Here is an 18,397-nt window from a genome sequence, read left to right on the forward strand (position 1 = left end):
AAAGAACACGCAACGACACTAACGATATGCGGGCCACGGCCCGCGGGAGGTTACCATGGCATCCGTTCCCTTCGATCAACTGGACGGCTTCATCTGGATGAACGGCGAGTTCGTCCCGTGGGGCGACGCCAAGATCCACGTGCTGACGCACGGCCTGCACTATGCCAGCGCCGTCTTCGAGGGCGAGCGCGCCTATGGCGGCGAGATCTTCAAGCTCAACGAGCATACCGAGCGCCTGCATGAATCGGCGCGCCTGCTCGGCTTCAAGATTCCCTATTCGGTCGCCGAACTCAACGACGCCTCGACCACGCTGTTGAAGAAGCAGGGTTTCCAGGACGCCTATGTCAGGCCGATTGCCTGGCGCGGCAGCGAGCAGATGGGCGTTTCGGCCCAGAACAACCGCATCAACTGCGCCATCGCCATCTGGCAGTGGCCGAGCTATTTCGATCCGGCGCAGAAGCTGAAGGGTATCCGTCTCGACATCGCGGAATGGCGCCGGCCCGACCCGCGCACCGCGCCGTCCAAGTCGAAGGCCGCCGGCCTCTACATGATCTGCACCATGTCCAAGCACGCCGCCGAGGCCAAGGGTTATGCCGACGCCATGATGCTCGACTGGCGCGGGCAAGTCGCGGAAGCAACCGGCGCCAACATCTTCTTCGTCAAGGACGGCAAGATCCATACACCCAAGCCCGACTGCTTCCTCGATGGCATCACTCGCCGCACGGTCATTGGGCTGGCCAAGGATCGCGGCCTTGAGGTCATTGAACGTGCAATCATGCCGGAAGAGCTCGAGGGCTTCGAGCAATGTTTCCTGACCGGGACGGCAGCGGAAGTAACGCCGGTTTCGGAGATCGGGCCTTACCGATTCGAGGTTGGTGAAATCGCAAAGAATCTCATGAACGACTATTCTGTCGCGGTTCAGCCGAAGCACGCGATCGCTGCAGAATAACGAAAGTCACAGCTTTTTTCGCAAGCAGGGGCGGTTTTCGGATCGCCCCTTTTATTTCAGCGTTTCTGCATTTGACTTTCGTCCAATTCGGCGTCTCATGATGCTGTCGGCCCGGGAGGCTGGCAGCTATGGAGGGACTAACCATATGGACATGAACACGCTTCTTCCGATCATTATACAGGTGATTACAGGCATCATCGGTGGTCAGGCGGTCGGTGCGGCGCTCAAGACGGCAGCGATGGGTCAGCTTCCCAAAATCCTGGGCGGCGCCATTGGCGGCGTCGGCGGCGCGGCCATCCTCGGCAGCCTGCTCGGCGGCACGGTCGATCCGGCAGCGGCAGCGGCGGCAACGAGCGGTCTCGGCAGCGCGCTCAACCTGCAGAACATCGTCGGCGGCGCCGGTGGCGGCGCGATTCTGACCGGCATTCTCGGCGCGGTCATGGGCGCCATGAAGAAATAAGCCTGTCACCTCGGGCTGGCCAAGTGGGCGGCTTCGGCCGCCCATTTCTGTTTTTGAAGCGCCATTTCTGTCGTTGAAGTGCCATTTCTGTCGTTGAAGCGCCATTCCTGTCGTTGAAGTGAGTGGCTGTTCGTCCCCTCGAGGGTGGACGCCCTTCGCCGCTGCCTCTACATGACGGCCGAGATAGCGAAAGGACGATCATGGGTCAGCTCAATGCCGGCATCGTGCCGGTCACACCGTTCCAGCAGAACTGCACCATCTTGTTCGACATGGACGACAAGCACGGTGTGGTCGTCGATCCGGGCGGCGACATCGACAAGGTGCTGGCGGTGCTGAAGGACAATGCGATCACGGCCGGGGCGATCTGGATCACTCACGGCCACATCGACCATGCCGGCGGCGCGATGGACTTGAAGGAGGCGCTCGGTATCGAAATCATCGGTCCGCATGCGGCCGACAAGCCGTTGCTCGACAATCTGGCGAACCAGGGCAGGCGTTACGGCATCGACGGTTCGCGCGATTGCGTTCCCGACCGGTTCCTCACCGAGGGCGAAACCGTATCGTTCGGCGGCCATGTGTTCGAAGTGCTGCACTGCCCGGGTCATGCGCCTGGCCATGTCGTCTACTACAACCGCGCGGCCAAGTTCGCCCATGTCGGCGACGTGCTGTTCCGCGGCTCGGTCGGCCGCACCGACCTGCCGGGCGGCGACCACGCGACGCTGATCGCGTCGATCAAGGACAAGCTGCTGCCGCTCGGCGACGATATCGGCTTCATCTGCGGCCATGGTCCCGGCGGCCGCTTTGGCGAGGAGCGCAGGACCAATCCGTTCCTGACTTGAAATCCGTCGGACTGGATCAGAGCCGCTTCAGAAAGTTTCGAAGCGGTCAGCACAACAAAAAAGCGCCGGCCTTGCAGCCAGCGCTTTTTTGTGGGGCAGGGAAGCCTCAGTTGGCGGTGCAGAAATGCTGTTCGCCATCATTGCCGGTGAAAGTGCCGGTACGCGAGTTGAAGCTGCGGTAGCGGTCCGAGCAGTACTCGTACCAGTCACGCGTCCACGGTTCGGCATAACGGTCGGCATAGACCACCCGCGGCTCCGCGTAGTAGCGGCGGACCGGGGCCGGGCGCACCACGACGTCACGATCGTAGTAACCGTCATCGTAGTAGCGGTCAGCGTCGGGTGGCGGCCGGTCGTTGGCCAACGCGCCACCGATCAGGGCACCGGCGGCGAGGCCGAGGACGCCGGCGGCAACGGCATCGCCATTGCCGTGGCGGTGATGGCGCCAGTCACGCGCGTTGGCGGCGGGCAAGGTCGCGAGCGTGGTGGCGACCACGGCGGCGGACAGCACGGCTGTCTTGAAAATTCGGTTCATCTTGGTCTCCTTCGTGCCGGGCCGTGCAGTTTTGCAGGGGATGCGGTCCGGCTTTACCAAAGACTAATATGCGACCGTGGCTGAACGGAGGCTGAACGGATTTCGACGGGTCGATCCAAAAAGCGCCAAAAAACACGCTCGCAATTGAGCAGAACCGGCCCGCCGAGCCGACCTGTATCCGAAGCCGGCTCAGCCGACCGACAGGTTGACGGCCTTGGGCCCCTTGCCGCGCTTGTCCGGCTCGGTGTCGAATGTCACTTTCTGCCCATCTTCGAGACCGGGAAGACCCGACGCCTGCACGGCCGAAATATGGACGAAGACATCCTTCGCGCCATCGTCCGGCGTGATGAAGCCGAAGCCCTTGGCATGGTTGAAGAATTTGACGGTGCCGGTCTGCGGCATGGGAAGCTCCTTTGATCCCATAAACTCCAGTCTCGGGCCGGCAAATGCCCGAGAGGAAATTTGTCCTTTATTTTAGCGTCATCGGCAAGAGAAAGTTTTACAGGCACTTAAAGCGTTGTGATGCATGTCGTTGTCCCAAAACCGGATCCGGTTTTGGGCGACATGCATTCAAGCTGCGTCGCCGACATGAAAAAGGCGCGACGAAAAATCATCGCGCCTTCCAAAAACCGTTTGCATGCCCAGGGCCAAGCCCTGGTGCCTCGTTCGCACATCCGCAGGGACGTGCGACGCGTCGACGGTTCAGGCCGCGCGCAGGTTGACGGCCTTCGGGCCCTTGCCCATGCGATCCGGCTCGACGTCGAAAGTGACCTTCTGGCCGTCGACCAGCGTGCGCAGGCCCGAGGCCTCGATCGCGGAAATATGGACGAACACGTCCTTGGCGCCGCCGTCGGGCGTGATGAAACCGAAGCCTTTGGTCGCGTTGAAGAATTTAACGGTGCCGGTCTGGGCCATTGGGGAAACTCCTTCACCCGTTCAGTCTTTGGTGGTCCTGCCCGCCACTGGCGTCGAGGGCAGTTCCCGGTGGTTGCTTTCGGCAGTCATGCATTGGCGCATGGTCAAACCCCCCGCCGAAAAACGGGGCCGTCAGAGATTCACAGTATCGGGGAAAGGTCGTCCAAAACGTTCCGCTCTCCGGGTCGCAAATGCCCGAACACGGAATTTATCGCACGGAAACGTGAAGGTTGCAAGATAGCGTCGCGGGCCGCCACATTGGGCGCATCCCGACGCAAGAATCGACCGATCTGAACGTCGATCGGCCGCAGATAGGCCTCGTTGCCGGGCGGGTCATCGGCCCACGGCCATGGTCAAGCATAGGCCAGCGACACCGGAGGCGCGGACCGGTCACCGCCACTCCCGTCGCGGTTTGCCGTGCCGGCTGCAAACGGGGGTTGCATTTGGAGGGCGAATTGCGAGGATCATCATCAGGGATGGGATCGAGGGAGAGATCAGCATGAAATTTCAGGCGTCATTTTTCTCCAGGCAAGGGTTTGGCTTCTCCAGACTGGGGTTCGGCTACTCCAGGCAAGGGTTGGCCGTCCTGTTCCTGTCGGCGCTTCTGGCCGCCTGCACCGTCGTCGTCGATGACGGGCCGCGGCCGCGTCCGCGACCACCGCGGCCCGAGCCGCAATTCTGCACCAAGCAATACGAGCCGGTCTGTGCCCGGCGCGGTGGTGACCGCCAGACCTTCGCCAATGCCTGCCTTGCCGACCGCGCCGGCTACCGCATCGTGCGTGACGGTCCCTGCCGCGATGGCGGCGGTGGTGGCGGTGGTGGCGGTGGCGGTGGCGAAGAGCAGACATTCTGCACCCGCGAATACGCTCCCGTCTGCGCCCGCCGGCATGGCGAGATGCGCAGCTTCCCCAATGCCTGCGAAGCCCGCGCCGCGGACTATCGCGTGGTTGGTGACGGGCCGTGCTGAAAAAAGCCCCGTGCTGAAAGCCTAGGCTTGCGCCTTCTCCCATGGATCGGGAGAGGGCGCAGGCTGCTCAGCGGCCGCCACGAGGCCGTATCTCTGCCCGCCAGCAATAGGCAATGAACTCGGCCGCGGGCATGGGCTTCGAAAACAGCCAGCCTTGGCCATATTCGACGCCGCGTTCGACGAGGTAGTCGGACTGCGCCTGGGTTTCGACGCCTTCGGCGACGATCGTCAGCTTCAGCGTCTTGGCCATGTCGATGATGTGCGACGTGACCGAACTGGTGGCGGAATTCGTGCTGATCGTGTCGATAAACGCCTTGTCGATCTTGAGCGCATCGAGCGGCAGGCCTTCGAGATGGGAGAGGCTCGAGTAGCCGGTGCCGAAGTCGTCGATCGCCACCGCATGGCCAAGTTCGCGGGCACGCGCGAGCGCCGATCGAGCCGCCTCGATATCCACGAAGCCACGCTCGGTCGCCTCGAGCCAGATTTGCTGCGGCTGGATCCCGGTGTGCTGCAGCGCCTTGGCGATAATCGGCAGAACCCGCTCCGTGCCGACATCCGCCGCGCTGAGATTGATCGCGATGTGAATGGAGCGGTCGGCAACCAGAAGGCTGTTCAGGTCGAACACGACGAGCGCGATCACCTGGTCGGTAATGGCGGTGATCAGGCCGCTCTCCTCGGCAAGCGGAATGAAAAGATCGGGCCGGGTCAGGGAGCCGTCCGGCCGCTTCCAGCGCACCAGCGCTTCGGCGCCGACGCACCTGCCGGTCTTGAGGTCGACGATCGGCTGATAGTGCACGATGAACTCGCGCTTGCGCACGGCGATCTGCAACTCTCCCAGGGGTGAAAGCCGCCTTCGGGACAACCAGACAACCATGCCGATGATGAAGGCGGCAATGAAGGCGCCGAGCGGGAGCAGCAAAAGCTGCTGCCGGCGCACGCTATCCAGAATCTGGCTTTCCGGTTCGGTGGCGAGGGCGATCCAGCCGGTGCCGCGCGCGGTGGCAAACAAAAGGCCGTCGTCGATGCCTTCCTCAGGACCGGCGACGATCTTTTCAACCCGTGCCGGGTCGGGGCCGTTCAGCGTGCCGAGCAGGATGCCGGTTTTCGTCGTCAAAGCGAGCTGGACACCGGGATCAACGACGACGTCGGCAAAGCGCACCGGATCGACCAGGGCGTTGTGGTGCTTGAACTGCAGCGCCATCAGCGTATGGCCCACGCTCATCACGGGCTGCATGCGGGCGGTTACGGCGATGCCGTCACTGGTGATGAAGTCCGGCCTGGAACGCGCGACGCGGCCCTCGGTCGGTCCCCACGACGAGCATTTGAGCAGGCCATTTTCAAAATAGCCCATTTCCTCGATGGTGCGCGTGTTGATGGTAAGTTGCCGCATGCGGGCTATGTGCTCCGCCGAACAGGGGATGCCGCTGAACCGGTCTATCTGCCGCAAGGCATCGTTCGCCTCATCGAGCGACATGTCGGCCCTGGCGATGGCGCGGCTGGCGAACTGGTGCAGCCGTTCGTATTCGTTCTGGACGGCCTGGGTCCATGAAAGGTGAAACATCGCGGCGATGGGCACGATGGCGCCGAGCAAGGCCAGCACCACCGCCGTCACGATGATGCGAGACCTGTCCATGTGCCTCCTGCCTTGGCCGACGATCGCGCCGGGCGGCCCACAATGCCTCGGCCCCGATTGGCGGCCGCGTTCAGGCGGATCTTATGGCCTCGTCCTTACGTCAACTTTAATGGGATCATGCAGCAAATGCTTCTCGTCTAGGCCGGATAGGTTCCATCGGCCGGCCCGGCATAAAGTTCGCTGCCGTTTTCATCGGAAATGCGCAGGCGATCGGGAATTTGCGGCATGGCCAGGCTGTGGAACAGCGCGGTCGCACCTTGCAGCGCGGCACGCAAGGTCGGCGCTTCCAGCGACACTCTGTCGAGCGTCGCTTCCTCGGCGTCACGCGACCGGTAGAACTCGATGACGAAGTTCAAGCAAGCCTCCGTGGCAAGCGTTGCATGGGCCTGTTGGGGCCGCCGCCTTAAGCAGAAGGCGGAGAGGGGCACAAGAGGCGCCCCCTAGTTCGTCAGCCCTTGGACTTCGGCTTCAGGCCGTTCTCCGCCTGCTTGACCGACGAGCCGAACGGGGAGGCGGCCTTGGCTACCACCTTGTCCTTCTTCGGCTTGCGCGTCTCGCGATTGCTTCGCTGCTGACCCTTGGCCATCTTGGCTGCTCCTCATGCGTGTTGGTTTGGCGTTTGGCGCGGTCTCAGACAATCGGATTGCTGGCAACAATCGGATTGTCGGCCGGTTCGAGATTGTCTTCCGTGGTAACCCGCTCATGGGTCTCGTGTTCGCTGCGGATGCGGTATTGCGGGGAACCGTCCTTGACCGGCAACCTGCTCTTGATTTCGAACAGGTCCGCGGTCTTGAGGAGAAGGCCGCCACGGCCTTTCATGCGCACGGTCTGGCCGACGGCAAAGAGGTGCGAGGGGGTGTCGTTGCGCGGCCGCGCATTCGGCTGGAAACGGATCATGCTGCATTCTCCCGGTCGCGCTTCAGCGCTGTTTCGAGGTCCAGGTAATCGATGGCGACGAGCTGGCTGGTGGGCGGGTTCTTCACCGCCCTTGCCGGCAGATGGATGAAGGTGGCGACGCGGCGCCAGGCAAGCCGCGACATGCCTTCGACCAGCTCTTCGTCGTGATCGATGTCGTAATCGCCAGCCGGCAATTGGCCCTCCAGCCCGCCGAGCACGAACGGTGCGGTGAAATGGGCGATGGAATGGGTGGTGCGGTCCGGCATTGTCCTGGCCCTGATAGTTTACGCCTTGATATTTTTACGCCTTGGGGGGCGCATGCGAAACGGCGATCCTGAAGGCAAAAAAGCGGGGACGAGCCCCGCTTTCCTATTTCCGGCAATCGCTGGAAATAAGCCGCTTTCGAGAGCTGCCAGTACATCCGTGGTCAGCGTTCATCGAATTCGGCCGGATCAGATTAGTTGCAAATTGGCGGCCGATTCGCGGCCCTTGGCGTCACGCTCCAACTCGAATTGCAGCTTCTGGCCTTCGGCGAGACCCGGGAAACCGGCGCGCTCCAATGCGCTGACATGGACGAAAACGTCCTTGCCGCCGTCGGCCGGCTGAATGAAGCCAAAGCCCTTCTGGCCATTGTAGAATTTCACGGTTCCGGTGTTCATGAATGTCTTTCGCGGATTGAGAAATCGTCGCACGGCCAATGTGCCGCGCGCCCGGTATCGATGATTTGGCATGAGATTGGCGGGTCGAGAACCTCTGACGCCGCGAGATGCCAATTCTGGCCCAAACGATGCCTGCTATGTATAGATCGGCTGGGCGCCGTCTTCAAGATGATTCATGAAATCCGCCCGCCTTCGGTAAAAAATAGATCGCTATAAATACCAATATAATTCTGCTATGATTGCAAAATATTTCAAAAAATTCTGACGGTGCACGGGGATATTTCCCGGGCTCAGGTATTTTTATTTACTACGGAACGAGGACAAATCCATGATTTACACAAGAAGCTCAAGGGGAAAGACCGCGGCGGTCAATCCGATCATCAAGCCGACCACCATACATGCCATTGCTGTCGGCCCCACCGGCCAGCCGATGATCGTCAAGTCGGCACGGCTGACCATCAGAAGCGATGAGGCGGCACGGCGAACGATCGCCGACACCGATGGCACCGTGAGGCGGGCCAGGCAGGTTGCCGAGACCAATCGTCTGATCTGATCGCCCTCACGACGGATAGGGCTGGGAACCACGCAAAGCCTTGAACCCGCCGCGCCAATGGCTTAGATCGCGGCAGGCGGACAAACACGGCAGGTTTCCCATTAACAGAGATCAGAGAAGAGCGGCGGGTGCGGGAGCGAGGTCTGGCGCTGGGGGACAGCCGCCGCTGGGGCTCGACCAGTATGTGCAGCAGGCGCTGCAACTCCATCAGGCCGGGCGCCGTCAGGAAGCCGAGGCGATCTACCGGCAGGTGCTGGCGCGTCAGCCCAAGCACGCGGCCGCGGCGCATTTCCTGGGATTGCTGCTGCACCAGACCGGGCGCAGCGACGAAGGGCTGGATCTCATCGAACAATCGGTGCAGTTGCAGCCGACCAATCCCGACTTCCTCAACAATTTCGGCACGGTGATGCGCGATCTCGGCCGCCCTGCCGCGGCCATCGATTTCTTCCGTGGCGCGGTGGATCTGCGGCCGGACCAGCTCGCTGCGCGCGACAATCTCGGTTCGTCGCTGAAGCAGGTCGGCCAGTTCGAGGAGGCCGAAGAGATCTATCGCGGCACCGTCGCACGCAACCCGTTTCATGTGCGCGCCCGCATCGGGCTTGCCGAAACGCTCCAGGAGGCCGGGCGGCTGGACGAGGCGCTGGCGGTTTTCCAGGAGGCACTGACCATCCGCCCCAAGGATGCCGATCTGTTGCACGGGCTCGGCGTCGGGTTGATGGAAAAGGGCAAGCTCGACGAAGCGGCCGATCTGTTCCGGCAGGCGTTGGCGGTCAATCCCGGCATGGCCACGGCCTGGCTGATGCTGGCGCAGGTCAAGCGACAGCAGGAGCGCGACGCCGAATTGGCCGGCATGGAAGCCCAGCATGCCAAGGCGCCGCAGGGCAGCCTGGCACGCATGCAGCTGTCCTTCGGACTCGGCAAGGCCAACGACGATCTGAAGGACTACAACAGGGCCTTCGACTATTTCACCGAAGGCAATGCCATTCGCCGCAAGGGGATCAACTATGATCCCGTCAGGACGCGCGCTGAATTCGAGGCGATGAAGACGGTGTTCAACGCCGGCTTCTTCGAAAGGCACAAGCCGAGCCCGATCACCGATGACGCGCCGATCTTCATCGTCGGCATGCCGCGTTCGGGTACGACGCTGGTCGAGCAGATCATCGCCAGCCATCCACAGGTCTATGGCGCGGGCGAGCTCAGCATCCTGAAGAAGGCGGTCGGCAAGCAGTTCCCGGCGACGATGCCGGGCGGCTTCCCTTGGGGCGTAACGGATACGGACGATTCGGATTTCGCCGAGGCAGGCCGGGCCTATCTCGACATGCTGCACGCCCGCTTCCCGCATATGCGCCATGTCACCGACAAGATGCCGGGCAACTTCCTGCTCGTCGGCTTCATCCACATGATGATGCCGAAGGCCAGGATCATCCATTGCGCCCGCGATGCGGCGGCGACCTGCCTGTCGATCTACAAGGTGCATTTCCGCGGCGACAGCCATCGCTACGGCTATGATCTCGGCGAACTCGCCGACTTCCACAATCTCTACACCGACATCATGGCGCATTGGCACAGCGTGATGCCGGGCGTCGTGCACGACTTGCGCTACGAGGATTTCGTCGCCGACCAGGAAGGGCAGAGCCGGGCGCTCATCGACTATCTCGGCCTGCCATGGGACGATGCCGTGCTGTCTTTCCACCAGACCGACCGGCCTGTGCGCACCGCATCGGCCGCGCAGGTGCGCCAGCCGATGTACCAGGGCTCGGTCGACCTGTGGAAGCGCTATGGAGACAGGCTGAAGCCGCTGCTTGATAAGCTCGGCGGGTAATAGATTGGCAACAGGCGCTCAGTTGCGCCAGCTGCTCAAAGCTCCATGAACGGCTGGAAGCCGCCGAAGATCATGCGCTTGCCGTCGAACGGCATGGTCGACCAGTCGGACTGCAGGCGAGGATCGGCCATCACCTTGGCCATGACCGCATCGCGACTCTGCCTGGATTCGTAAACGGCCCAGGAGAAGATGACGACCTCGTCGTCCTTGGCCCGGACGGCGCGCGGGAACGAGGTGACCTCGCCATAGGGCACGTCGTCGCCGATACATTCGACATAGGCCAGCGCGGCGTGTTCCATCCATATCGGGCCTGCGAGGTTGGCGAGTTTCTTGTAGTCGTCAAGTTTAGCCTTAGGCACGGCAAGCACGAAACCGTCGACATAGGACATGGTGGAACTCCTCATTGGTGGGTTCTTCCTTCTCCCCCTTGTGGGAGAAGGTGGATCTGTTCGCAGCGCCCAGACGGATGAGGGGTGTTCCAGCTTGGCGCCAAGTTACCCCTCACCCGGATTGCCAACCGAATTGCGAAAGGCAATTCGGGGCAATCCGACCTCTCCCACAAGGGGAGAGGTTAAAAGCTTCCGCCTTACTTCACTGGCGCATTCATGGCCCAGGCGACGCCGAACGGATCGTTGATCTGACCCCAGCGGTCGCCCCAGAACATCACCTGCAGTGGCGTGACCACCTCGCAGCCGGCATCGACGGCGCGCTGCCACCAGGTGTCGATATCGCCATCGCCGAGATGGAGCTGCAGCGTGTAGCCCTGCGCCTTCTGATGCGGATGGCCGTGTTCGGGATAGGCGTCGCAAAGCATCAGCGTCGAGCCGTTGATGTGGAGATGGATGTGCATGGTGCGGCCCTGCTCGTCGGCCGGATAGGCAAAGACCTGCTCGGCGCCGAAAGCCTTCTTGTAGAATTCGGCGGCCTTGAAGGCGCCGTCCACCTGCAGATAGGGGGTCAATCCGCCGAGCACTTCTGCCCTGGGCTGAACGGGGGTCTGGTCGGTCATCTCTTGCTCCTCTTTGCGTTGACTTGGCTTTGCCAATCCCAGGACGCACGGGACGACGGCTATCCTACATGGCCGCAGAATTTTTTTCGCAGGCGGGGCCCGGACAGGCCGGGCAACCGGAGGGTTTGAACGACAGGCACATGGGCCGGTTCGCCGCGGTCAAATGATTTTGGCCGAGACGGTAGCCGCGCGACGGCTGTCTTGCGCATCCAGGATTTCCGGAAAGCCGATGTCCTTGCGCAGTTCGGCCGGCAGCGAGAGCAGGATGCGTTCGCTGCGATGGCGGGCACGCGCTGCCGCGTATTGGGTTGCGATGCGACCGATGGATGAAAGGACGGACATGATGCATTCTCCCTGGGTTGACGCCGGCATCGTCGTGTCGGCATCCCAAGGACGAGGCAGGTTCAGGCAATCCGACACAGCTCTTGAATCTTTTTCGAGCAGCTTGAGACCGGCTGTTCTGGCGCTATTTACCTTAAGCAACGGTCTCCAAACGTTCGATCGTTTCGAGATCGGCTTTCTTGGCCTCTCCCTCCACGGCAAGATCGTAACTCGCCTGCATGTTCATCCAGAACTGCGGCGTGGTTCCGAAAAACTTCGCAAGGCGCAGGGCGGTGTCGGGCGTTACCGGTGTCGTCTCTCCGGCCAGGCGCTCGATGCGTGTACGTGGCACATGCAGCTTCTTGGCCAGCGTATACGGCTTCAGGCCAAGCGGGACCAGGTATTCCTCGCGAAGGATTTCTCCGGGATGGATAGGCGGGTTGATGTTCAGCATTTGACATCTGTCCTTCAATGGTAGTCGGTTATTTCGACGCCCTCGGCTTGTCCGTCCACCCAGCGAAAGCAGATGCGAAACTGATCGTTGATGCGGATGGAGTGTTGGCCGGCCCGATTGCCTTTCAGGGACTCAAGCCTGTTGCCTGGGGGCGTCTTCAGGTCCGACAACTCGGTCGCGTTGTCGATCATGAACAGTTTCCGTTGGGCTGATCGGACAAGGTCCGATGGAAAGCCCTTTGGAGACTTGCCGTTCGAAACGGCCTCGCTGGTCTTGTCCTTGAACGAGCGTATCATTTGTCGAATCCAATGGACGTACCATCACACGATACGTTTCGGGAGTCAACGGTACGTCTCATGGAAAGATACGAACCTCCGACCTGCCGACGGCAGGCCGGAGTTCCGTTTCTCCGCTCAACCGGTGACTTCAGCCACCTCGCGGAAAAAGTCCTCGGGATCCTCCACCTCGGTCAGCTTCCGCTTCTCGATCAGCCAGAAGCGGTTGCCGATGGCGCGGATGAAGGAGCGGTCGTGCGAGGCGAGCACGCAGCTTGCCTGGTGCTTGAGCAATTCCTCCTCCAGCGCTTCCTGGCCGTCGATGTCGAGATGGTTGGTCGGCTCGTCGAGCAAATAGAAGTTGGGATTGGCGAGCCTGAGCGCCAGCATCATCAGCCGCGCCTTCTGGCCGCCGGATAAAACGCCGATCTTCTTCTCCTGCATCTCGATGACCACGCCGGCACCGGCAAGCAGCGAGCGGGCGCGTTGCTCGCCGACATCGTGGCGGCGCGAGACCATCGCCAGCGGCGTGTCGTCGCCGCTGATGCCGGACAGCGCCTGGTCGCTGTAACCGAGCACCGTCGACGGCGTCACCTTCACATTCTGCACCGTATCCGGCTCGAGGATGGCGTTGCGGATCAGGGTGACGAAGCGCGACTTGCCGACGCCATTGCGGCCGAGCAGCACGATGCGGTCTCCCTGGCAGATGTGGCGCTTGCCGGTTTTGAACAGCAGCGTGCCGTCGGGCGTTTCAACCGCCGCGTCGTCGAGCGTGATCAGCACTTTGGCGTGGGTGCCGCGATTGGCCAGTCTTATTGCCCCGGCCGACTTCTCGCGATGCGCCGGATTCGCCGCCTCTTCCAGTCTTTCCGCCCGCTGGTTGAGCTGCTTGGTCTTGACCGTCAAAAGATCGCTGCCCGAGTTGATGCCGATGTTGTTGAGCTTGGCGGCCTGGCGCCGCAGTTGCTGCGCCACCTTCATGTCGCGCTGGAACTTGCGCTCGGTCGACGCGTCGACCTCGTCGAGCGCCTGCCGGGCGCGGGAGTAGGGCAGCGCAAACACCGGCGACTGTTCCGGGCGCAGGAACAGGGTGCGGTTGGTGGTGGCGTCGAGGAAGGCGCGGTCATGGCTGGCGATGACGACAGGCACCTCGCGCGGCAGCGCGTTCATCCAGCTTTCCAACTGGCTGATGCGGGCGAGGTCGAGGTGATTGGTCGGCTCGTCGAGCAAAAGCACGTCCGGATCGGTGACCCAGACGCGGGCGATCAGCGCCAGCCTCTGCCAGCCGCCGCTCAGCGCGCGCATTTCTCGCTCGCGCATTGCCTCCGGCACATCAAGCGAATCCAGCACCACATCGACGCGCCACATCTCGCTGTCGGCCTGCTCGGGCGGCAGGGCGTCGGCCACCACCTGATGGAAGGTGCGGTCGAGCAAGGCAGGGGCAACGGACTGTTCGACATGGCCGACGCGCAGGCCGCGCGTGCGGGTGATGTCGCCCGACGTCGGCTCCATCTCGCCGGTCAGGCATTTGAGCAAGGTCGACTTGCCGCGACCGTTGGCGGCGGCGATGCCGAGCCGGTCGCCGGTGCCGATGGTGAGGTCGAGATTGGAAAACAGCGGCGCACTCATGGTGACGCCGAGGGATTTGAGGCTGATCAGGGCCATTGTGATTTCGCTTTTTTGGTTGGCGCATGATCCTTTCCGAAACCATCCGGCTGTCGGGGTCATGCGCTCTTGCCGGAGACAACTCCGGATACACTTTGACGGTGCGCTTGCTGGCCATCAGAACAGGCATTGCAGCACCACGAAGGGCAGACCAAAAAATCGAAGCGGGAAAAACCCGGACCGTCCCTGGTCAGCCCTGCAAGCAAGCTCGCAGGGCAGAAATCGGGCCACGCTGACGATGGTGACGATGAAACGTGAACACGTGAGCCCTCCTTTCAAGACGTTCGAGTACAGAGCCCGAGGTTCTGTTCTCTTGTTAAAGCATGATCTTGCCCGAAAACCGGATTCCACTTTTCGGGAGCATGCTAAAGGCGATTACACCAAAGGTTGGGCCGATGGCAAGACGGCCGCTTCCGTCCGGCGCGGGAACGGGTCCAGCACCAGGATGCAGCCGCCGATGATCGCCGTCGCGCCGAAGCCCTGGACGACGGTCAGCTGCTCGCCGAGCAGAAGTGTTCCGGCCAGCACCGCTATCGTCGTAACCGCGAATTCGACGCTGATCGTCCTGGTGGCGCCGATGCTGGCAACCAGCCGGAAATAGACGATGTAGGTCAGCGCGCTCATCACGCAGGCGAGAAGGGCGAGGTAGAGGAAGTCGACGGGGCGTGGCATGGCTGGCACGGGTACTGCCAACAGCAGCGGCAACGTCATCAGGCCGCCGAACAGGAAAGCGGCGCCGGTGAGTTCGAACGAGCCGGCCGCGCGCACATGGCGGTTGGCATAGTTGCTGCCGAAGGCGGCGGAGAAGGAGCTGAACAACGAGGCGGCGCAGCCGAACGCGAAGGGTGCCGTGATCGGGACGGCGGGAAAGCCGACCAGCACGGTGATGCCGGCGGCGCCGAGCAGCAGGCCGGCCAGTCCGCGAACGGTGATGCGTTCAAGACCCCACAATTGGCCGAGGATCATCGAGAACAGCGGGATCGCGGCAACGAGGATCGCCGCCATCGCGGTGCCGATGCGTGGGGTGGCGTAGGACAGGCCGATCAGTTGCGCCGCGACCGTCGTCGCGCCGACCACGGCGAAGTGCCGCCAGCCGGCGCTGAAATCGAGCCGTCGCCGCGTCGCCGCCGCGAGCAGGAAAAGCGTGATGCCGGCGATCAGCGCGCGCAAGGTGACCGCACCGACCCAACCGAAGGCATGCACCACCTTGAGCAGGACGAGGAAGGACAGGCCCCAGGTGATGGCCAGAAAGATGTAGGCGGCGATATCCCTGGGTTTCATGGGTGGGGCCGGCGGAATGTTGCGTGGAGAGGTGGAATTGCAGCCGTGCGTATCGTTTCCGCCGCTCGGCGGCAAGGAATGGCTCATGGTCCAGAGGTGGTTGCGGCTGGGCGAAGCGGGATGTTAGGGGCAGAGCGCTTTCCCTTTTCCCGCAAGGGGAGAAGGTGGCCTCGCGAAGCGAGGTCGGATGAGGGATGCTCCAGGGAATATCAACGTTTCACTCCGCTGGAACACCCCTCAACCGTCTCGGCGCTATCGCGCCGATCCACCTTCTCCCACAGGGGGCCCACAGGGGGAGAAGGAAAGAGGCCGCTACTTCCCCGGCCGCCCCGTCTTGCCCGGCCGGCGCTTCTCTCGGCGGGCGTCGCCGGGATCCTCATACGAACCGATGCCGGCGCGCTGGCGAATGATTGGTTTGTCGTCGCGATCCTTCGCGCCCCCCTCGGCCCTGCCGGCCATCTCCCCCGCTTGGGGGGAGATTGGCTGCGGCTTGGCCGGCAGCTTTCCTTCAACCGGCTTTTCCGTGCGTCGCACGGTCATCTCGTCGAGCGAGTTCTTCTTGAACAGCGGCTTGGTGGCTTCGCCTGGAATGCCGAAGTCGGAGCCGTGCGCCTCGGACGCCGACTGTTTCTTGAACAGCGAGCGCGATACGGCACCCGCCGGCGTCGGCATGTCGGTGCCGGGGCCCATGTCGTCGATCGAGGGTTTGGCAAACAGCGGCTTCTTCACCGGGACAGCGCCGTCGGCGCCCATCTCGTCGAGATCAGGCTTGCGGAAGAGGTTGGGCCGGGCAGCCTTGGCCGCCTCTTCGGCGGCACGCGCTTCCTCGAACTTGCGGAAACGCTCCTGTTCCTCCGCCGTACGATGTTTGGCCACGCCCTTGTTGTGCTTGCCCTTTTCGCGGCCCGAGGCAGGGCTTTGGCCTTCCACCTCGCGCGCCAGCGGATCGTCGGAAATCGACAGTTCCATCTCGCGCAGCCGCTTGATTTCGTCGCGGATGCGGGCTGCCTTCTCGAAATCGAGGTTGGCGGCGGCGTCGCGCATCTGCTTGTCCATGGCGTCGAGATGGGCCTTGAGGTTGTTGCCCATCATGGCGCCGGCGCTGTCGGTGAACTGCGAGATGTCGGCGCGGACGTGGTCCTTCTCGTAGACCGAATCCAGAATGTCGGAGATGCGCGACTTGACCGATTCGGGCGTGATGCCGTTGGCCGCGTTCCATTCCATCTGCTTTTCGCGGCGGCGGTTGGTTTCGGCCATCGCCCTTTCCATCGAGCCGGTGACTTGGTCGGCGTAGAGAATGACCTTGCCGTCGACATTGCGAGCAGCGCGGCCGATGGTCTGGATCAGCGACGTCTCGGAGCGCAGAAACCCTTCCTTGTCGGCATCGAGGATGGCGACGAAGCCGCATTCGGGAATATCGAGGCCCTCGCGCAGAAGGTTGATGCCGACCAGCACGTCGAAGGCGCCGAGGCGCAAATCGCGCAGGATCTCGATGCGTTCCAGCGTATCGATGTCGGAATGCATGTAGCGCACGCGGACGCCCTGCTCATGCAGGTATTCGGTCAGGTCCTCGGCCATGCGCTTGGTCAGCACGGTGACCAGCGTGCGGTAGCCGGCCTTGGTGGTCTCGCGGATCTCGCCGACGACATCGTCGACCTGGCTTTTGGCCGGACGCACTTCGACCGGCGGGTCGATGAGGCCGGTCGGGCGGATGACCTGCTCGGCGAAGACGCCGCCGGCCTGCTCCATCTCCCAGCCGCCCGGCGTCGCCGACACCGCGACCGAGAGCGGGCGCATGGCGTCCCATTCCTCGAAGCGCAACGGGCGGTTGTCCATGCAGGAGGGCAGGCGGAAGCCATACTCCGCCAACGTCGCCTTGCGGCGAAAGTCGCCACGATACATGCCGCCGATCTGCGGCACGGTGACGTGGCTTTCGTCGATGAAGACCAGCGCGTTGTCGGGGATATATTCGAACAGGGTCGGCGGCGGATCGCCGGGCTGGCGGCCGGTGAGATAGCGCGAATAGTTCTCGATGCCGGCGCAGGAACCGGTGGCTTCCAGCATCTCCAGGTCGAAGCGGCAGCGCTGTTCAAGTCGCTGTGCCTCCAGCAGGCGGCCGGCGCGTTCCAGTTCCACCAGCCGGTGCTTGAGCTCTTCCTTGATCGACTTGATCGCCTGGTTCAGGGTCGGACGCGGCGTCACATAGTGCGAATTGGCGTAGATCTTGACGCTTTTCAGCTCGCCGGTCTTCTGGCCGGTCAACGGGTCGAACTCGGTGATCTGCTCGATCTCGTCGCCGAACATCGAGATGCGCCAGGCGCGGTCTTCCAGGTGGGCCGGGAAGATCTCGATCGTGTCGCCGCGCACGCGGAACGAGCCGCGGACGAAGTTGATGTCCTGGCGCTTGTACTGCTGCGCGACGAGGTCGGCGAGCAGCGCGCGCTGGTCGAGCCGGTCGCCGATCTGCATCTGAAAGGTCATTGCCGTATAAGTCTCGACCGAGCCGATACCGTAGATGCAGGACACCGAGGCGACGATGATGACGTCATCGCGCTCGAGCAGCGAGCGCGTCGCCGAATGGCGCATCCGATCGATCTGCTCGTTGATCGAGGATTCCTTCTCGATGAAGGTGTCGGTGCGTGGAACGTAGGCTTCCGGCTGGTAATAGTCGTAGTAGGAGACGAAATACTCCACCGCGTTGTCGGGGAAGAATTTCTTGAACTCCGAATAGAGCTGCGCTGCCAGCGTCTTGTTCGGCGCCAGGATCAAAGCGGGGCGCTGCGTCTCCTCGATCACCTTGGCCATGGTGAAGGTCTTGCCGGAGCCGGTGACGCCGAGCAGCACCTGGGTGCGGTCGTTGTTGTCGACGCCTTCGACAAGGTCCTTGATGGCGGTCGGCTGGTCGCCGGCCGGCTCGAAGTCGGACACCATCTTGATGGCGATGCCGCCTTCGGATTTTTCCGGCCGGGCAGGGCGGTGGGGTGTCCACAGCACGCCGTCCTTGTGCAGCGGATTGCCGGATTCGATCAGTGCGGAGAGGGCGGCCACCGTCGCGGTGACGCCGCTCGAGGTCATCGTCTCGGCCTCTTCCAGCGAGACGTCGAGGCCGGCGACCGGGTTGAGGCCGGCGGCGGTGCGCTCGCGGGCGGTGGCCGCGCCGCCCATC

General features: G+C 62.7%; 23 protein-coding genes. 6 read left to right on the plus strand and 17 right to left on the minus strand.

Annotation, left to right across the window (positions count from 1 at the left end; all coding sequences use genetic code 11):
- The first annotated feature begins 55 nt into the window (after window positions 1–55).
- From X741_RS143600 to X741_RS143590, 3 genes are all read left to right on the plus strand, one after another.
- Window positions 56–949, plus strand: coding sequence for a branched-chain amino acid aminotransferase (locus X741_RS143600; RefSeq protein WP_023779615.1), 894 nt, complete (start codon window positions 56–58; stop codon window positions 947–949).
- Window positions 950–1,094: 145 nt separating this feature from the next.
- Window positions 1,095–1,409: a hypothetical protein gene (locus X741_RS143595; protein WP_013893507.1), complete on the plus strand. Its 315-nt coding sequence runs from the start codon at window positions 1,095–1,097 to the stop codon at window positions 1,407–1,409.
- A 200-nt stretch (window positions 1,410–1,609) separates the two neighbouring features.
- Window positions 1,610–2,248, plus strand: a complete 639-nt coding sequence (locus tag X741_RS143590) for an MBL fold metallo-hydrolase (RefSeq protein ID WP_023779617.1) — start codon at window positions 1,610–1,612, stop codon at window positions 2,246–2,248.
- Window positions 2,249–2,354: 106 nt separating this feature from the next.
- Here the strand turns inward: X741_RS143590 and X741_RS143585 are convergent, their stop codons facing one another.
- From X741_RS143585 to X741_RS143575, 3 genes are all read right to left on the minus strand, one after another.
- A complete protein-coding gene (locus X741_RS143585) occupies window positions 2,355–2,780 on the minus strand; it encodes a BA14K family protein (protein WP_031250362.1) in 426 nt (141 codons plus the stop codon).
- A gap of 189 nt (window positions 2,781–2,969) precedes the next feature.
- Window positions 2,970–3,182, minus strand: a complete 213-nt coding sequence (locus X741_RS143580) for a cold-shock protein (protein ID WP_008877668.1) — start codon at window positions 3,180–3,182, stop codon at window positions 2,970–2,972.
- Window positions 3,183–3,482: 300 nt separating this feature from the next.
- Entirely contained in the window at window positions 3,483–3,695 is a 213-nt protein-coding gene (locus tag X741_RS143575; RefSeq protein ID WP_006202520.1) for a cold-shock protein, read from the minus strand.
- A 499-nt stretch (window positions 3,696–4,194) separates the two neighbouring features.
- Here X741_RS143575 and X741_RS0135640 point away from each other — a divergent pair, with 499 nt between their 5' ends.
- Window positions 4,195–4,662 carry a Kazal-type serine protease inhibitor gene (locus X741_RS0135640; RefSeq protein WP_051410501.1) on the plus strand — a complete coding sequence of 156 codons (468 nt, stop codon included), beginning with the start codon at window positions 4,195–4,197 and terminating at the stop codon, window positions 4,660–4,662.
- A gap of 67 nt (window positions 4,663–4,729) precedes the next feature.
- Here X741_RS0135640 and X741_RS143570 read toward each other — a convergent pair whose 3' ends face one another.
- From X741_RS143570 to X741_RS143550, 6 genes are all read right to left on the minus strand, one after another.
- Window positions 4,730–6,295, minus strand: a complete 1,566-nt coding sequence (locus X741_RS143570) for an EAL domain-containing protein (RefSeq protein WP_023779619.1) — start codon at window positions 6,293–6,295, stop codon at window positions 4,730–4,732.
- A gap of 137 nt (window positions 6,296–6,432) precedes the next feature.
- On the minus strand, window positions 6,433–6,651 hold the full coding sequence (locus X741_RS143565) for a hypothetical protein (RefSeq protein WP_023768805.1): 219 nt from the start codon (window positions 6,649–6,651) through the stop codon (window positions 6,433–6,435).
- Between the two features lie 92 nt (window positions 6,652–6,743).
- Entirely contained in the window at window positions 6,744–6,881 is a 138-nt protein-coding gene (locus X741_RS1000000170520; protein WP_023768804.1) for a hypothetical protein, read from the minus strand.
- 44 nt (window positions 6,882–6,925) lie between these two features.
- Window positions 6,926–7,192 (minus strand): hypothetical protein, encoded by a 267-nt coding sequence (locus tag X741_RS143560; RefSeq protein ID WP_013893514.1) that lies wholly within the window; start codon window positions 7,190–7,192, stop codon window positions 6,926–6,928.
- Window positions 7,189–7,458, minus strand: coding sequence for a hypothetical protein (locus X741_RS143555; protein ID WP_023779620.1), 270 nt, complete (start codon window positions 7,456–7,458; stop codon window positions 7,189–7,191). The genes X741_RS143560 and X741_RS143555 overlap by 4 nt, the downstream gene beginning before the upstream one ends.
- 186 nt (window positions 7,459–7,644) lie before the next feature.
- Entirely contained in the window at window positions 7,645–7,851 is a 207-nt protein-coding gene (locus X741_RS143550; protein WP_013893516.1) for a cold-shock protein, read from the minus strand.
- Window positions 7,852–8,179: 328 nt separating this feature from the next.
- Between X741_RS143550 and X741_RS143545 the strand changes: the two genes are divergently transcribed.
- Together X741_RS143545 and X741_RS143540 are read left to right on the plus strand one after the other, a co-directional pair.
- The gene (locus X741_RS143545; protein ID WP_023779621.1) at window positions 8,180–8,404 is read left to right on the plus strand and encodes a hypothetical protein; all 225 of its coding nucleotides are present in this window, start codon (window positions 8,180–8,182) and stop codon (window positions 8,402–8,404) included.
- Window positions 8,405–8,588: 184 nt separating this feature from the next.
- A complete protein-coding gene (locus X741_RS143540) occupies window positions 8,589–10,226 on the plus strand; it encodes a tetratricopeptide repeat-containing sulfotransferase family protein (RefSeq protein WP_023779622.1) in 1,638 nt (545 codons plus the stop codon).
- Between the two features lie 35 nt (window positions 10,227–10,261).
- Here the strand turns inward: X741_RS143540 and X741_RS143535 are convergent, their stop codons facing one another.
- From X741_RS143535 to uvrB, 8 genes are all read right to left on the minus strand, one after another.
- Complete coding sequence (locus tag X741_RS143535; protein ID WP_023779623.1) at window positions 10,262–10,615, minus strand: DUF1428 family protein; 354 nt, start codon at window positions 10,613–10,615, stop codon at window positions 10,262–10,264.
- Between the two features lie 197 nt (window positions 10,616–10,812).
- Entirely contained in the window at window positions 10,813–11,235 is a 423-nt protein-coding gene (locus X741_RS143530) for a glyoxalase/bleomycin resistance/extradiol dioxygenase family protein (RefSeq protein ID WP_023779624.1), read from the minus strand.
- Between the two features lie 159 nt (window positions 11,236–11,394).
- Window positions 11,395–11,577, minus strand: a complete 183-nt coding sequence (locus X741_RS143525; protein WP_023779625.1) for a hypothetical protein — start codon at window positions 11,575–11,577, stop codon at window positions 11,395–11,397.
- Window positions 11,578–11,710: 133 nt separating this feature from the next.
- Entirely contained in the window at window positions 11,711–12,010 is a 300-nt protein-coding gene (locus tag X741_RS143520; protein WP_023779626.1) for a HigA family addiction module antitoxin, read from the minus strand.
- A gap of 14 nt (window positions 12,011–12,024) precedes the next feature.
- Complete coding sequence (locus X741_RS143515; protein WP_023779627.1) at window positions 12,025–12,306, minus strand: type II toxin-antitoxin system RelE/ParE family toxin; 282 nt, start codon at window positions 12,304–12,306, stop codon at window positions 12,025–12,027.
- Window positions 12,307–12,423: 117 nt separating this feature from the next.
- Window positions 12,424–13,950 (minus strand): ABC-F family ATP-binding cassette domain-containing protein, encoded by a 1,527-nt coding sequence (locus X741_RS143510; protein ID WP_023779628.1) that lies wholly within the window; start codon window positions 13,948–13,950, stop codon window positions 12,424–12,426.
- 375 nt (window positions 13,951–14,325) lie between these two features.
- Entirely contained in the window at window positions 14,326–15,231 is a 906-nt protein-coding gene (locus X741_RS143505; RefSeq protein WP_023779629.1) for a DMT family transporter, read from the minus strand.
- Window positions 15,232–15,543: 312 nt separating this feature from the next.
- On the minus strand, window positions 15,544–18,396 hold the full coding sequence (uvrB, locus tag X741_RS0135645; RefSeq protein WP_023779630.1) for an excinuclease ABC subunit UvrB: 2,853 nt from the start codon (window positions 18,394–18,396) through the stop codon (window positions 15,544–15,546).
- Between the last annotated feature and the right edge of the window lies 1 nt (window position 18,397).

It is taken from the genome of Mesorhizobium sp. LNHC221B00, assembly GCF_000502935.1.
Classification (GTDB): domain Bacteria; phylum Pseudomonadota; class Alphaproteobacteria; order Rhizobiales; family Rhizobiaceae; genus Mesorhizobium; species Mesorhizobium opportunistum.